Origin of the sequence: Agrobacterium tumefaciens (genome assembly GCA_025560025.1) — a bacterium.
Taxonomy (GTDB): Bacteria; Pseudomonadota; Alphaproteobacteria; order Rhizobiales; family Rhizobiaceae; genus Agrobacterium.
The window spans coordinates 1,430,001-1,446,077 of record CP048486.1 but is presented as its reverse complement, the minus strand read 5'-3'; the positions used below and the strand labels follow the sequence as shown (position 1 = coordinate 1,446,077).

The window sequence follows — 16,077 nt, the reverse complement described above, 5'->3', positions numbered from 1 at the left end:
AACTCCACGCTTCGGTGCGAGCTTACTTTGTACAAGTAAACCTAAAGCTAGCACCGAATGACCTGAACGTACCCATTTGCCGGGACGCCGTCTGTGCAGCTTTTCATACTTTTCCCGACGCTTTTGGCCGTGAGCGCGGTCGAATCGGCTTCGCCGGTGAAGGTGAATTCTGATGTGCGCTCAACGGACCGTTATTATGGCCTTTAGTCCAGATGCCACTGCATTAGACTTGGCTGGACCGATGGATGTGTTTGCAGCAGCCAACGCGTTGCTTGAGGTGCAAGACGGATATCGGTTTTTGCTCGTGTCGGCCCAGCCCGGGCCCGTTCGACTGTGTAACGGGTCGCACGTCCTTCCCGATCTCTGCTGTGAAGAGGCCATTGGTAACTATGACGTCGTTCTTGTTGCAAGCTCACCTACGTACACTTACGATCCTACGCTTTGCGCTTGGTTGCGGGAGGTTTGCGGGCGAGCGAATATTTATGGCTCCATCTGCACTGGTGCTTTCGCACTGGGTGATGCTGGTTTGTTAGACGGCCACACCGTGACAACGCACTGGGAATCGGCCCAGGAACTTGGCGCGCGCTTTCCTTCCAGCCGAGTTGAAGCTGACCGCATCGTTATGCGAAGCGGCACTCTCATTACGTCGGCTGGAGTAACCGCGGCAATCAACCTCGCATTGACGCTTGTAGCTGACCATCACGGCGCCGAACTATCGCTACGGATCGCGCAGCAACTGGTAGTGGTGGCCAAACGCCGAGCGGAACATACGCAGTATCTGCCCCAACTGAGTGCACCACCCGATGGCGATATGTCCATTTTTCGCGTGAAAGCACATGTGTTGGAGAATGCGGGCGACGACTACAACCTGAGCAAACTCGCGGCCATCGCCGGAATGAGTTCGCGAAGCTTCTCGCGTCACTTCACACGCGTGACAGGTGTGACCCCCCGCGTATTCGTCGAGCAGGCCCGGCTAGACACCGCTAGGCATCTGCTGGAAGGAACCTGTCAGCCTTTGAAGGCAATTGCTTACAATTCTGGTTTTGGAAGTGCGGACAATATGCGTCGGGTATTCCAACGGCGACTTCGGGTCTCACCGGCAGACTACCGGGAACGGTTCAATCGTAAAAGCTAGGGGTCTCAAGCATTCGTATTAACCGGCGGCACATTCTTACATTGTCTAGAAGGTGCGATCTCAAAGGATCTCATTACACCGGTACGTAATGTTCGGATGTGAACGTGCACTTGGTCCTTACACCCACGCATGATGCTCGTGGCAAATGCCACCCAGATATCTTCGGCGACTATCGCGTAGGAAAAATTACCAAGCTGGGTGCGCCAACGGTGCCGCCAAAGTGGCGAGCACGAACGATATTCGGCTTATACGAAAGATTGTTCTCAGGCTGCATTTTAATCGACTGGGATGAAATTAGCCTCTTCCTCGGACACCAAGCCGCGAGTTGGACGTGCGAGCGGCAAGTAATCTATTGGGGAACGTAATCCACCGGCGCCTTTGAGCTCGGTGCACCGATTCTTCGGTCATTTGCAAATTACCAAACTGCCGCGCCCCTTTGCATGAGCTAGTAATCCTAGAACTGGGTCTCCTTACAACGGCACGAGAAGCCTCGTCCCACCGAGATGGCTCCCTTTACAATGGCGGCTCCTTCTTTTGCGACCTGAGAAATCGAACGCGCAGATGAAGAAGCATAGGAAGCTTGTCGGGCAGCGGTGCATTGTTTGCGCGAGGCAATTAAAGACGTGTTTTTGGCCAAATCGGACTGAGCAACAGCCTCGCAAGACGAGTTAACGGGAGTGTAAATCTGCAGATGATCGGAGCAGGTTGCGTTGTTCAACAAACATCGACACCGTCGCGGGGCGAAAGTCAGCGATCCTTAGCGACTAAATCGCTTATCCAACGGACTGGCATATACGCAAGGCATTGGTCTGTGACGCTGAGATGAATGGCAAAGCCGCGATCGCCCCCTGATCGATACGTAACGCAATCATGAGTGAGGAGTTCGGGAGGATCAATGACAATTGAAAAACCAAAAAGTGCGCGGTTACGCCGTGTACAATGGATCGCTGTTGGCTTTTTGATGACGGCCGGCATCATCAATTATGTCGATCGGAGTGCGCTTTCGATTGCCAACACCGCTATTAGAAACGAAATGGCACTCTCTCCAAGTGAGATGGGTATGGTGCTGTCTGCCTTTTCACTCGCATACGCATTCGCGCAGCTTCCGACAGGTGCACTTCTGGATAAGTTAGGGTCCCGCATCATGCTGGGCGCTGGAATGTTGTTCTGGTCGGTGGCGCAAATCCTCTGTGGGTTGGTCAACAACGCCACGCAATTGATTGTCGCACGAGCAGTACTCGGTGTCGGTGAAGCTCCACAATTTCCAGCTGGCGCTAAGGTGGTCAGTGAATGGTTCAATATTGGTGAGCGAGGAAAGCCAACAGGTATGATTGTTGCCTCGTCCTGCATTGGACCCTGCATTGCACCCCCTTTGCTAACGGCGATGATGGTCGCATTTGGTTGGCGCTGGATGTTCATCATTACTGGGGCTCTTGGAATTATCGTCGCGGCCGGATGGTATTTAATGTATCGGAATCGCAATGAAGTGGCACTTACGCCAGCCGAAGCAGCCTTCATTGACGAGGGATCGGACAAGCAGACCGATCAACCACTGACAGTTAAAGAGTGGAAATCGCTATTCGCTCACCGTACCGCGTGGGGAATTATTCTAGGCTTCATGGGCGTCGTCTACATGGTCTGGCTCTATTTGACCTGGCTCCCCAGTTATATTGAACATTCTCGTGGCTTTACGGTCGAGAATACTGGATGGGTCGTTGCTATACCTTATCTCTTTGGAACCGCCGGAATGCTCGTTTCAGGGCAGGTCGTTGACATGTTGATGCGACGCGGGATGTCTGCCATTTCGAGCCGAAAGTGGCCGGTCTGCGTAGGCCTGCTCGGAGGTGCATTTTTCACGCTACCGGCCGCATTTACGCCGAACGCGACAATGGCTGTCGCCTATATCTGCCTCGCAATGTTCTTCATAAATTTGGCCAGTGCTGCTTCGTGGATGATGATCACTATTGCCGTTTCGAAGCGCCAGGTTGGCTCTCTCGGAAGCATCATGAACTTCGGAGGTTATTTCGCAGGATCGTTTGCGCCAATCGTTACAGGCTTCATGGTCGAACATGCCGATTCTTACGTCAACGCGTTGGTTGCCGCTGCAGTAATCTCCATCCTTGCTGCACTAGCATATTTCCTGCTTGTAAAGACCGACATGAAAAGTGTTGAGGGGCCAATGGTGACGCGATGACGTTTCTGCTTTTTTCCCAACGATTGGCTCATATCGAAAAGATGCGCAGTAGATAAAGGGATGTGTTCCCGGGGAGGGTGACAAGTTGATTGCTCGCCCCGGGATCGACTGGATATCGGCCTATAAGGCGACTGACGCTTTGGCCAACAGCCGCCAGTCTCCTACGGAGCGGTAGTAGAGGTGTCTTGCCGACCATGGGGGAGATTGTCTTGAATGCAGAAAAGTCTTTCACAGGCACTCCCCCTTCTATTTGCCAGGGGCAGACCGCAAGCCGCGCGTCAGCCGAGCCCAGATTCTCGTTGGATCGACACCTTCCTATTCGGTCGTGATGTGAGCAGCCCGAGGAATGATAGAGAATGTGGTCGCCGAAGGCAGCGGATCAGGCACTTCATTCCACGCAAAACGCACGCGCATTTAATCCGACCGCGCAAAGCTTTTTGAAGCACTTACTTATCATTGCGAGCGCAAGGAATTCGGAAGAGCCGCACGGCCGTGCTTGCCACAAAAGCGGTCACGGTGACCGCACCACTCGCAGTCGTAGTCACGGGCGGCGAGAAATCTGCGCCCGGTCTGCGGGCGCAGGAAGATACGAGGCCGAGGATCAAAAGAGAAGAGACAACCGGTCGATAGTTTAGATAACCGCAAAGGCCATTGTCATCTTTGGCGCGCCGTTCCACTACCGTAGCCCGAGAAACTCACGCCGCAGCCGAGTTTTTGCATAGCAAGGATGAAGCCAGTCCTCTGTAGCCGGCTTTCCGGATCGCTCGCTTCCCTGATCTCGATGACCAAGCGTCCTGCAATAGATGGACTTCGGATCAGCTCGTCCCGAACCGAAGTCCACCAGATATCATCAACAGCAGACAAGGCTGACACTTCACAACCGAGCTTCGTATCTGGACGAGTTTTCAGACGATCTATTGTCGCATGGACCAAGTATCGGTCGTAGGCACGCGTTAGGCGCAATCGCTCCAAGACACTCGGAATATTCTCTGTTGCTATCACCCTTGTACCACATCGGATGTTCTTTAACTGGATCCTGTGGTACGGGCATCGGGCGTTACTCTCTACCGCATTCAACGGGTACTCCATCAAGTCGACGCGGCTACTGCTCAAAGCATCGTAGAGCACCACAGCAATCTCCATGTCTGATCTATACTGTTCGAAACAAGCAGGAACCCCATATTTGTGGTCGAGGGCGGGAAAACATTGAGTTTTGTTTACGCTAACGGCCACGCTGATTCTCGTTTGTCCAATATCAATGGGCGACTCGCAAAGAAGCAACAGAGCCGGAAGCACTCTTGTCTGTTCAACCTCACCGTCCCAGCCCCATCCCTGGACACGCAATCCTGACGGCTCGATCGTTAGGGCACCGAATGAGTCTGGCAAAATGGATTCTATTCTGCGGCATGCAGTGTAGAGCACTCGAGCAGCAATCCCATCGCCATAGCACAACGCAATCTGACGCAGATTTTCGACTGTTATTACAAGGCTATTCCGATTCGACCGCGTGCTACTGTGAGCCTGATCAACACTTAGTTTCATGCGATTGCGCCCGCCAGATACCAGCCGGTAGGGCTCCTTACCAAAAGATAAACAAACGCAGCTGCATATTGAATCAAAAATCCTGCCGCGTCGGCGGTCGGACCTCGAAATGTTGGACGCACTCGGAATGCGGAAAGGTCCCCGAGCGTCTCTGGTTCAACACTTCCGACCGGGGAGACCACAGCGCCCGCCGCAGTTGAACGAATTGACTCATGTACGGTATTCATGTTCCTGGCATGAATCATTAATGTTACCTGCGATTTTCTTGTTAGCTAGTTCAACTTGAGTTTAAGGAAAGTCAGTGACAGGAAGGGGAGCTTGGCGGCTCTCTCTTGGGGGCCACGATTTAAGATGGCCATCATGGTGTGCGCGGTAAACATTCGAGGCGGAGCCCGGGGCGACATTTGGGCACGTGATATCTGCAGCTTGCGTAACGTAACTACCCCTAAATCCAGTTTTGTTCGCGCTAACTGGCACCGGCAGTGAGATTCCGTAACCTTGAAGGTGTGTCGCACCACACAATGCGGCTGATTGCGCGTCTTCGATCGTCTCGACGCCTTCCATAACAACTACAGGAGAGTAGCAAGACGCGAAGCTGATAAGATGCGCCAGAGCATCAAGGTCCAAGCAAGACCGTCTTGTGGGCTGCAAGAACGACCGATCGATTTTGACGATATCAAAATCAACCAAGCGGAGTAGTTGCGGAGATGCGTAGCCTGCGCCAAAGTCATCCAGCGCAATCCGGCATCCCAACTCCCGCATCTCGTTCAGCATGTTTACCGATCGTGTCACATCGAGTAGTGGCCGCGTCTCCGTCAATTCGAGAACTAATCGAGACGCTAGTGTTGGACGAGACCGGACCTGGCCGGCAATCAGGTCCCACGTTTCGCGATTGCGCAAATTATCGGCCGATATATTGCAGCCGAGGACCGCACAGGGATCGATTTCCAGCTCGTCAAGGGCGAGGCGGACCACGTTCTCGTCAATCAACGAGCAGTATCCCAACTCCTCAAGCGTCGGAATAAATATACCCGCGCCATAATGGCAGCCGTCTGTTCCCTGCAACGTTGCTAAGCATTCGCGATAGAACACAGCATCAAATGGTTCGACCGAATGAACTGATTGAACGTTGAAACTTGCCCTTCCATCAGCGATCGCTGACTTAACAATCTCAACGACCCCTATATTCGAGATATCCGAGTGTCTATGCATCTTTGACTCCCACTGTCCGTAAGAAAAGTCTGCGCTCATTAAGTTGCGGATCTCCATGGCCAGGAGGTTCGTCTTCTCGAGCTTTGGAGTTTAAGGGGGCATCGCGTTAAGACCAACGCGGAGTCACCGACACATTTGGCCAAAGATAATGCTAACTTCGCCATTGAGGACTTCTGTCCTGTACTCAAAGCACCCGCTTGTGCTCAAAGCTACTGCGCTTGGCAGCTTGGCTAAACAGCTTATTGGAGCATCAAGGGCTCCAACGGAGGTATTGGCCGGTTCTTGGTTTTTCCGGGCGGGCGAGAACGATTTCGCTCGAAAATGGAGCGATAACTCGCGTGTTTTTAGACTAGAGTACGTCATGAAGGCCGCGACGTTGCGCTATGACACGCTGGTATAAAGCGCGGCAGGTTTGATCAATTTGCGTCAGAAGTGGGACGCAACCCCGGTTACCGGACGGATTTTATGACCGACCCGGAAGTTATCGGAAGAGGGCAAAAAGTCGTGTTTGCAAGATAGACCCGAGTACACACCAAAGCCGTTCTTACCGGGAATGGCGCAGGGCCAATCTGCGCATTTGCGCAGTATCGAATGGGCAGATTTCATGGTTTCTGTCGCGCAGCAGACATCCGGGCCGTGGCGCTTTGCCGGTTGTCCGCCCCGATCCCGGCATAGCCCCTAGAATTCGACAGCAGAACAGCCTTGGAACAGAAAATCAATTCTCACTTGTCTCGCAGATCGCTGCTCACCTTGGCAATCAGCTCATTTCTGGCCACAGGTTGCGAGCAGGTTCCCAAGACGAAACTCGAAGTTGCCGCGGCTACCCTGCCCGAAAACAAAAATGAAACGACGACAGCTCCAAAACCGGCGAAGGACAACAGGCCAAAGCCTGCGGGTACCGGTTTCGCTTACGACGAAATTTATGCTGCGCTGGCGGATGGCGGCTTTGACGTTCCAGCAGTCAATTACCGCGCCATTGACCCACAATACCTCCGACAGGAGGTCGAATACATCACCGCAGAGCCTGCCTATTCAATTGTCGTAGATACAAATGAAAGGTTCCTTTACTGGGTTCTTCCCCGCGGCCGAGCCATACGTTACGGCGTCGGGCTTGGAACTCAGGGCCGATCATGGAAAGGGCGCGCCGTCGTTCAATGGAAGCAGAAATGGCCAAGGTGGAAGGCGCCGGACGATATGATCGCCCGTAATCCTGAACTCAAGCCCTACGGTGTTGAAGCAGGCGGAATGGCCCCCGGCCCCCGGAATCCTCTCGGTGCGCGCGCCATGTACATTTTCCAGAACGGCAAGGATACGCTCTATCGTATTCATGGATCACCGAGCTGGAGAACCATAGGTAAGAATTCTTCCTCGGGTTGCGTCAGGATGCTGATGCAGGATGCGATCGATCTTTATGACCGAGTGAAGGGAAAGACGCCGCTTTTGGTCATCTGATAGCGTCAATCTGAGCGCACAATGACTAAGAATAACCGCTGCGGGTCAAATTTAAGCCATAAACGGCACCATATCTCGCGTCGTTCGGTTTAGCGGATCTGGGGCCTTTCGGTCTTGGAAACGCCAGATCACAGCGCTCCAAACCTCGTGACAGAGGCATGGAACAACACATATCGAGCAGCGGGAGAGACCGATATCTCCCGACATCGGCGCCGACGGAGCAACCACCCCGGAAACTCTCAGGCAAAAGGACCGCTGCAAGATCATACAAACTCTGAAAAGCGAGCTGATGCTCGCGCCGATGGTGTAAGTTCGCCGAAACAAGGTGAGCGAATCTCTCAGGCCAATGACAGAGGGGGTGCCAAAAGCCCAAAAACGGGGCAAGGAGCACCTATGGCTGGAAGTCACCCTTCCCTATCGACAGTCGATTGCGTTGACGCAGTTTCAAGACCATTTTCATTGACGGTGGCGGCAATTGCATTTGCCGCACACGACCCTGGCAGGCGTGACGCATTCCGGTGCGTCGGCGTTCGTGTCAGCCAGCTTCAGCGGCGGCATTTCACCCCGGAAAATTGAACAACTCCACGCGGTTTCACCGGGCAACGCGCTCGACGGGTGGGGCGCAAGCACCTCACGACCCGCCTTCTCGCGATGATACCGCTACGCGGTTCTTGTACGAACACTACCTAATTCAGGAAATTTAAAATGGTCGATTGGGAAGATTTGCGATTTTTCTCCGCCTTCGCTCACCACGGGTCGATCACGGCAACCGCCAAGGCGCTACGCGTCGATCATACGACTGTAAGTCGGCGCATCACATCGCTGGAAACCTCGCTTTCCGTGAAGCTCGTTGATCGCAGGCCAAGATCATATGTACTGACCGCTATGGGACGCGACGTCGCGAACTTCGCCGAGGAAATGAGCAGATCTGCATTTGCTCTGAGCCGTTGCGCCGGGTCCGGCCAGAACGGTATAGAAGGCGATGTCGTGGTATCCGCGCCGCCATCGCTGCTCTACAGCTTCATTGCACCGCAAATCTCCGCGCTGCAATCTCAGCATCCTGACGTAAGGCTCCGTCTTGTCGGTACCATGGAAGCGATGTCCCTCTCCAAGGGAGAGGCGGATATTGCCATCAGCCTGAAGCGGCCGAGCGAAGCCACACTGGTTGCGCGTCGCCTCGGACAATTGCCCTATTTCCTCTATGCCGACCCTGCCTACCCGACGAGAAACGGCCCTCCTCTCTATATCAGTTACGATGATACCATGCGGGAGTCGGATCACTATCGCTGGCTTGATGAGAGGCTTTCCGCCGACGAGGTGTTCATGTGCAGCAACGACCTGCGCATACAGGCGGCCGCGGCCGCCGGCGGCTGTGGGGTGGCACTGCTGCCCGCCTACCTCGCCGCGGAACACGGTCTTGTGAGGTTCGATCCACTCGATCCCGGCGTCAGGATCGACGTTTGGCTGGTGATCCACGAAGACGTGCGCGACACGCCACGCATACGTGTTGCCATGGACTTCATCAGTGAAAGCCTCAAGCCCTTGTGGTGTTCCTGATTATGCGCAGATCAAGCCTGCGCCATTGCCGAATTTTCCGGGATTTGGCGCGGTGTAAAATGCCGCGTGACAGGGTCTGTCCTGCGCGCGTGCCGTGACCGGTTGTACCTGCCCGCATTCCCACCCTATTCCCGATACCTGAGCGTGGAGTATTTTCATGTCTTTGATTGCTCGTTACAGGAGAGGTGCCGTCGGATACCTTGTTCTCCCTGCCAAAAAACGCAGCGCAAAAACATCCGCTCGAAATCGTCAGCGGGTGGGCCTGCTAATCGTGGCATTTGCGATCGGTTATGCCGCGATCGCAGTCCGCCTTCTACAATATGGCTATTTTTCCGAGAGTGACGCGACGGCGAGTATTCCACGATCTCCCAATATAATCGCCTCCCGCCCCGACATTCTGGACCGCAACGGCCAGCTTATCGCAACGGATATCAATCTCATCTCGCTTTATGCAGAGCCTCGCCGCGTTGTTGATGCAAATGAGGCCATCGAAAAGCTCGCCTCTGTTGTTCCCGACCTGGATTGGGCTGATCTGCACAGAAAACTAACGTCTGACTCCGGTTTTCAGTGGATCAGGAGACAGCTTACGCCCCGCCAGGAAGCTGAGATCATGCGCCTTGGCATTCCGGGCATTGGATTCAGACCCGAAAAGCGGCGGTTTTATCCTGGTGGGCCAGTGGCATCTCACATTGTCGGGCATGTCAACATCGATAATCAGGGGCTGGCGGGCATTGAGCGCTATCTCGACAGGCAAGGCCTGACAGACCTGCGTGGAATTGGCCTTACCGATCCCACCCAGCTTGAACCGGTCCGGCTGTCCATCGATTTGCGCGTTCAGAGCATCGTGCATACCGTCGTTAGCGATGCCTTGAGGAACTATCGGGCGGAAGCGGCAGGTGCCGTCGTAATCGATGTCGACACAGGCGAGGTTCTCGCGATGGCGTCCGTCCCCGACTATGACCCGAATGAGCCTTCGCGGCGCCTTGCCGATGGCACGATCGACAGGGACTACGAAAAGGGATGGTTCAACCGCATGAGCAATTCAGCGGTTGAAATGGGCTCGACCTTCAAGGCGTTCACCCTTGCCATGGGGATTGATGCAGGCGTCGTCAATCTGAACTCGGTCGTTGATGCCTCCCACCCGCTGAAGATGGGTGGTTTCATCATCAGGGATTTTCACGGACGAGGACGGCCGCTGACAATCCGGGAAGTCTTTCGCTACTCATCAAACATCGGCACGGCAAAGGTCGCTGATCTCGTTGGCCTGGAAAGCCACCAGCAATTTCTCTTCAGACTGGGCTTGTTGTCAAAGATGCAGACGGAGTTACCGGAAATTGCCTCGCCCGCAGCGCCAAGGAACTGGAAAAAGATCAATTCCGCAACGATTTCCTTCGGTCACGGTCTGGCCACGACACCGTTACAGACGGCTGCGGCTGCGGCGGCCCTCGTAAACGGTGGCATATTTCGGCACCCGACCTTCATCGCCGACAGTGGGAGGCGTCACCAAATCACCGGCAGGCGTGTCCTGCAGGCCTCGACCAGCGCAAAGGTCCGCGAGCTGTTCTGGTACAACGGCACCCAAGGTTCGGGCCGAAACGCCCAGGTGGCCGGTTTTGATGTAGGTGGGAAAACCGGGACAGCGGAAAAGGTTATCGATGGCAAATACGCGAAGAACCTGAACTTCAATACATTCCTCGCGGCATTCCCCATGCACCGCCCTCGTTATTTGGTGCTGTCGATCATTGACGCCCCGCTTTCCGGTGAGCGTGGCGGGCGCCTGGCGGCCTTCAATGCCGCGCCGATGGTGCGCGACATCATCGAGCGCGCCGCACCACTCCTCGGGGTTCGACCGTCATTCGGGAACCCGCAAGCATATCCTTTGATGAACTACTGAATAGGCGATGAACCCATGTCATTCGCAGATACTGAATTTTCAGATTATTTGATGATCTTTTCCCCGACGGGCAACATTATCCATATTCTCTATTTCGTTGCGATTGTCGCAGAGGCCATGACAGCCGCACTCGCCGCCGGCCGTCGCGAAATGGATTGGATCGGCGTATTTCTGCTTGGATGCATTACCGCCCTCGGCGGTGGAACCGTGCGCGATGTTTTTCTGAACCACTATCCGCTATCGTGGGTCGAAAATCCCAGCTATCTCCTCGTGACGGGATTATCTGCGCTGGCGACGATCCCGATCGCCCGATATATGTATCACCTGCGCAAGATGTTCCTTTTTCTTGACGCGATAGGACTGGTCGTCTTCACCGTCATCGGCTGCCAGATTGCGTCAAACCTCAACCTGCCGCTGGTTGTCGTGGTGGCGGCAGGCGTGCTGACTGGATGTCTGGGCGGCGTACTTCGGGATATCCTGTGCAACGAGGTACCGCTCTTGTTTCGTTCGGAACTCTACGCAACCGTCTCGGTCTTTACGAGCCTGATCTACTTGATCGTGCCCCTCCTGGGGGTTTCCCACGCGATATCCTCGCTCGTCGCAATGGCCCTCGGGTTGATGCTCCGGCTCCTTGCAATACGCTTTAACTGGTGTGTACCGACATTCGTTTACACGAAAGACCCTCATTGAGGAGCGAGCGCATTTTTCACCGCCGCAAGGCCGCGGCGTAAAAACGGATCGGAGTGAACGTAAAAGAACTGCACTCCACGGGCCCGCCAGCGCGGGATTTCCTCCAGCGTTGCAAGTGTGCCGGCGATCTTCCCGCTGCGCAAATTTTTTTAACGGCGATGGCGACCTTGTCGATCACCACATCCGGGCGCGGTTCGCCAAATGGCGGCGCGGGCGGATACCCCACATCATGCGAGAGATCGCCGGGGCCGATGAAAAACACGCCTATCCCCTCGACTGTCAGCATCGTCGGCATTGCTGACCATGGGCACATGATCCCGTCGGCACCGGCGTTCAGGTAACGGATGATGATCGGCCGTTCGTGCGAATGCGGGCGTACGATGGCAGCACCGCCCACCGAGAGCGTACCACCTGCCCGGTTGCCCGCACATCCTCGAAGCTCCATGTGCCATGCTCGCAATCGACGAAGACTGCATCCGCGCTAAATTCCACCAGCCGGGCGGAAAGACCTGAATGTGTATGGTGGGGCGTGAACATGCTGATAGCCTCACCCGCCGCAAGACGGGCGCGCAACCTTGCTCCATTCATGGAAGTCTCCCCCTTACTTCTTTTTCGGCATATGTGGCGTGTCGTCCGGCCACCCTACCCAGCGCGCGGAGCCGGAACTCCCGGCTCTTCGTCCGCGCCACTTACCGTCACGACAGTGGCGAAGGTTCATCTTCATCCCTTGCCCTCGATGCTCTCCGAAAAGTTGTAACATCCAGTAAAAGCGGGCGAACGGCCTGCCGTCGTGAGCGTGGCAGCCAGGCATGTTTGGGGATAAACGGTATGGAGTTTAAAGTCTCAGAAGCAACTGACCATACAGGGTAAGCTTTTCGCATCCCGCTTTGCACCTGGTGATTTTGGAATTTGTATTATGCGTCGGGGATTTAGCGCGACGATCGCAGTACTCTGGCGCAGTGGATCGTAGTTTTAGGCTGTTGTGGGATAGTGTAGCGTAGAAATTGGTTGCGGGGGCAGGATTTGAACCTGCGGCCTTCAGGTTATGAGCCTGACGAGCTACCGGGCTGCTCCACCCCGCGTTACCAGCGTAAATCCCTATTGGATTTATCGCGACTGCATCACAGGGAAGCTGTGATGGCTAGTGCCGGAGCAAATTGCGGAAGGCGATTTGTCTCCTGTTAGGGACGCACGAGGCGTTTGCCTTATGGTTTTAAGTCCCGGAATGCAAAAAGGCCGCGTAAGCGGCCCTATGTATCGGCTGGGCCGAAGTTTGTTTAGAGAAGATAGAATGTTGCGTTTTGCAGACCTGGCAGCGACCTACTCTCCCGCGTCTTGAGACGAAGTACCATTGGCGCTGGGGCGTTTCACGGCCGTGTTCGGAAAGGGAACGGGTGCAGCCGCCCCGCGATAACCACCAGGTCGGCAAAACGCAACATTGAACATGTTTTCACATGCGTGTTGTTTCGAGAAGCTGGGAAGCTTGCGCTTCGTTTTAATTTACACGTCTTTCTGTGACTGGTCCGCTTGCCTGCCTTGCTCGATGTTGAGTTTGGCAGCCATACAGGACGCTAGTCCGTCGCCAATCGTTTGGCGCGCCGTCCGCAGGGCCTTGTGGCCCGTGAGGACAGAAGATGATGTCATCAAGCTTTGCTTGATGAACATATTCAATGGGAACGAAGAAGTCGATCGAGCTATTAGTAACGGTAAGCTTCACATGTTGCCATGCTTCCACACCCGTCCTATCAACGTGGTCGTCTTCCACGGCTCTGATAGGGAACACTCGTTTTCAGGTTGGTTTCCCGCTTAGATGCCTTCAGCGGTTATCCATTCCGTATATAGCTACTCTGCTATGCCCTTGGCAGGACAACAGATCCACCAGAGATACGTCCATCCCGGTCCTCTCGTACTAGGGACAGATCCTGTCAATATTCCTACACCCACGGCAGATAGGGACCGAACTGTCTCACGACGTTCTGAACCCAACTCACGTACCGCTTTAAATGGCGAACAGCCATACCCTTGGGACCTGCTCCAGCCCCAGGATGCGATGAGTCGACATCGAGGTGCCAAACAACCCCGTCGATATGGACTCTTGGGGGTCATCAGCCTGTTATCCCCGGCGTACCTTTTATCCGTTGAGCGATGGCCCTTCCACACGGGACCACCGGATCACTATGACCGACTTTCGTCTCTGCTCGACTTGTCAGTCTCGCAGTCAGGCGGGCTTATGCCATTGCACTCGACGACCGATTTCCGACCGGTCTGAGCCCACCATCGCGCGCCTCCGTTACTCTTTCGGAGGCGACCGCCCCAGTCAAACTACCCACCATACACTGTCCCGGATCCGGATAACGGACCGCGGTTAGACATCCACGAAGATAAGGGTGGTATTTCAAGGATGGCTCCACAAAGACTGGCGTCCCTGCTTCAAAGCCTACCACCTATCCTACACATGCCTTGGCGAATGCCAGTGTAAAGCTATAGTAAAGGTGCACGGGGTCTTTCCGTCTGACCGCAGGAACCCCGCATCTTCACGGGGAATTCAATTTCACTGAGTCTATGTTGGAGACAGCGGGGAAGTCGTTACGCCATTCGTGCAGGTCGGAACTTACCCGACAAGGAATTTCGCTACCTTAGGACCGTTATAGTTACGGCCGCCGTTTACTGGGGCTTCAGTTCAGAGCTTGCACCCCTCCCTTTAACCTTCCAGCACCGGGCAGGCGTCAGACCCTATACGTCGTATTGCTACTTCGCAGAGCCCTGTGTTTTTGATAAACAGTCGCTACCCCCTGGTCTGTGCCACCCCATCATAGTTGCCTAAAATGGGGTCACGCTTCTTCCGAAGTTACGCGTGCAATTTGCCGAGTTCCTTCAACATAGTTCTCTCAAGCGCCTTGGTATACTCTACCTGACCACCTGTGTCGGTTTCGGGTACGGTCTATACGGTGGAGCTATTTCCTGGAACCTCTTCGCCGCACATTCAATCCAATAAGAATGTACAACACACGAGATCCGTCACTACCACCAGGCCCACGAATATTAACGTGGTTCCCATCGACTACGCGTGTCCGCCTCGTCTTAGGGGCCGGCTAACCCTGCTCAGATTAACTTTAAGCAGGAACCCTTGGTCTTTCGGCGAGGGAGTCTCTCACTCCCTTTATCGTTACTCATGTCAACATTCGCACTTCCGATATCTCCAGCAGCCCTCACGGGTCCGCCTTCACAGACTTACGGAACGCTCCGCTACCACATGCCTTACGGCATATCCTCAGCTTCGGTGCATGGCTTTAGCCCCGTTACATTTTCGGCGCAAAGACCCTTATTTAGACCAGTGAGCTGTTACGCTTTCTTTAAATGATGGCTGCTTCTAAGCCAACATCCTGGTTGTTTTGGGATCCTCACATCCTTTCCCACTTAGCCATGACTTGGGGACCTTAGCTGGAGGTCAGGGTTGTTGCCCTTTTCACGACGGACGTTAGCACCCGCCGTGTGTCTGCCGACTAGTACTCCTCGGTATTCGGAGTTTGGTTAGGATCAGTAAGACGGTGAGTCCCCATAGCCCATCCAGTGCTCTACCCCCGAGGGTATTCGGTCGACGCTCTACCTAAATAGATTTCGCGGAGAACCAGCTATTTCCGAGTTTGATTGGCCTTTCACCCCTAGCCACAAGTCATCCCAATCTATTGCAACAGATACGGGTTCGGCCCTCCAGTTGGTGTTACCCAACCTTCAGCCTGCTCATGGCTAGATCACTCGGTTTCGGGTCTAATGCAACTAACTCAATCGCCCTATTCAGACTCGCTTTCGCTGCGCCTACACCTACCGGCTTAAGCTTGCTAGTTACACTAAGTCGTTGACCCATTATACAAAAGGTACGCCGTCACCCTTGCGGGCTCCGACTGTTTGTAGGCATCCGGTTTCAGGTTCTATTTCACTCCCCTCGTCGGGGTGCTTTTCACCTTTCCCTCACGGTACTTGTTCGCTATCGGTCATGCACGAGTACTTAGGCTTGGAGAGTGGTCTCCCCATGTTCAGACAGGATTTCACGTGTCCCGCCCTACTCAAGGACAATGACTGTTCTACGCGTAAGGGGCTATCACCCTCTATGGCCGACTTTTCCAAATCGTTCCGCTTTATTCATCATTGCCACTGGCCTGGTCCGCGTTCGCTCGCCACTACTTGCGGAGTCTCGGTTGATGTCCTTTCCTGCAGGTACTTAGATGTTTCAGTTCCCTGCGTTCGCTTCTTACCCCTATGTATTCGAAAGTAAGATACCTTATCACAATGCTTGGAAACCCAAGCCGTCGAAGACGGTTTGGATTTTCCAAGCATTTAAGGTGGGTTGCCCCATTCGGAGATCCATGGATCAAAGCTTATTCGCAGCTCCCCACGGCTTTT

At 54.4% G+C, this 16,077-nt stretch carries 8 protein-coding genes, 1 tRNA gene, 2 rRNA genes, 1 pseudogene and 1 riboswitch (1 of these 13 cut by a window edge); of the genes and pseudogenes, 6 read left to right on the top strand and 6 right to left on the bottom strand.

All coding sequences use genetic code 11. From position 1 onward, the window contains the following. Positions 1–172 precede the first annotated feature (172 nt). Together FY152_20575 and FY152_20570 are read left to right on the top strand one after the other, a co-directional pair. Positions 173–1,135: a helix-turn-helix domain-containing protein gene (locus tag FY152_20575; protein ID UXS34515.1), complete on the top strand. Its 963-nt coding sequence runs from the start codon at positions 173–175 to the stop codon at positions 1,133–1,135. A gap of 895 nt (positions 1,136–2,030) precedes the next feature. After that, positions 2,031–3,329: an MFS transporter gene (locus FY152_20570; protein UXS34514.1), complete on the top strand. Its 1,299-nt coding sequence runs from the start codon at positions 2,031–2,033 to the stop codon at positions 3,327–3,329. Between the two features lie 654 nt (positions 3,330–3,983). Here FY152_20570 and FY152_20565 read toward each other — a convergent pair. Together FY152_20565 and FY152_20560 are read right to left on the bottom strand one after the other, a co-directional pair. Continuing rightward, entirely contained in the window at positions 3,984–4,472 is a 489-nt protein-coding gene (locus FY152_20565; GenBank protein ID UXS34513.1) for an EAL domain-containing protein, read from the bottom strand. Between the two features lie 687 nt (positions 4,473–5,159). After that, on the bottom strand, positions 5,160–6,083 hold the full coding sequence (locus FY152_20560; protein ID UXS34512.1) for an EAL domain-containing protein: 924 nt from the start codon (positions 6,081–6,083) through the stop codon (positions 5,160–5,162). Between the two features lie 714 nt (positions 6,084–6,797). Here FY152_20560 and FY152_20555 point away from each other — a divergent pair. The 4 genes from FY152_20555 to FY152_20540 all read left to right on the top strand — a co-directional run bounded on the left by FY152_20555 (position 6,798) and on the right by FY152_20540 (position 11,676). Further along, positions 6,798–7,535: a L,D-transpeptidase gene (locus tag FY152_20555; GenBank protein UXS35129.1), complete on the top strand. Its 738-nt coding sequence runs from the start codon at positions 6,798–6,800 to the stop codon at positions 7,533–7,535. Positions 7,536–7,706: 171 nt separating this feature from the next. Then, a riboswitch (glycine riboswitch) is annotated at positions 7,707–7,800 on the top strand. Between the two features lie 440 nt (positions 7,801–8,240). Next, positions 8,241–9,092: a LysR family transcriptional regulator gene (locus tag FY152_20550; GenBank protein UXS34511.1), complete on the top strand. Its 852-nt coding sequence runs from the start codon at positions 8,241–8,243 to the stop codon at positions 9,090–9,092. Between the two features lie 256 nt (positions 9,093–9,348). Further along, positions 9,349–10,986, top strand: coding sequence for a penicillin-binding protein 2 (locus tag FY152_20545; protein ID UXS35128.1), 1,638 nt, complete (start codon positions 9,349–9,351; stop codon positions 10,984–10,986). Positions 10,987–11,037: 51 nt separating this feature from the next. Continuing rightward, positions 11,038–11,676, top strand: coding sequence for a trimeric intracellular cation channel family protein (locus FY152_20540; GenBank protein ID UXS35127.1), 639 nt, complete (start codon positions 11,038–11,040; stop codon positions 11,674–11,676). On the opposite strand, the pseudogene FY152_20535 reads toward FY152_20540, so the two are convergent. The 4 genes and pseudogenes from FY152_20535 to FY152_20520 form a co-directional block, all read right to left on the bottom strand. Then, positions 11,670–12,264, bottom strand: a pseudogene (locus FY152_20535) (2,4-dihydroxyhept-2-ene-1,7-dioic acid aldolase). The gene FY152_20540 and the pseudogene FY152_20535 overlap by 7 nt on opposite strands. Before the next feature lie 417 nt (positions 12,265–12,681). Then, positions 12,682–12,758: transfer RNA gene (locus FY152_20530), tRNA-Met, on the bottom strand. A gap of 225 nt (positions 12,759–12,983) precedes the next feature. Continuing rightward, positions 12,984–13,098, bottom strand: a 5S ribosomal RNA gene (gene rrf / locus FY152_20525). A gap of 247 nt (positions 13,099–13,345) precedes the next feature. Then, positions 13,346–16,077: ribosomal RNA gene (locus FY152_20520) — 23S ribosomal RNA — on the bottom strand (it continues 71 nt past the right edge of the window).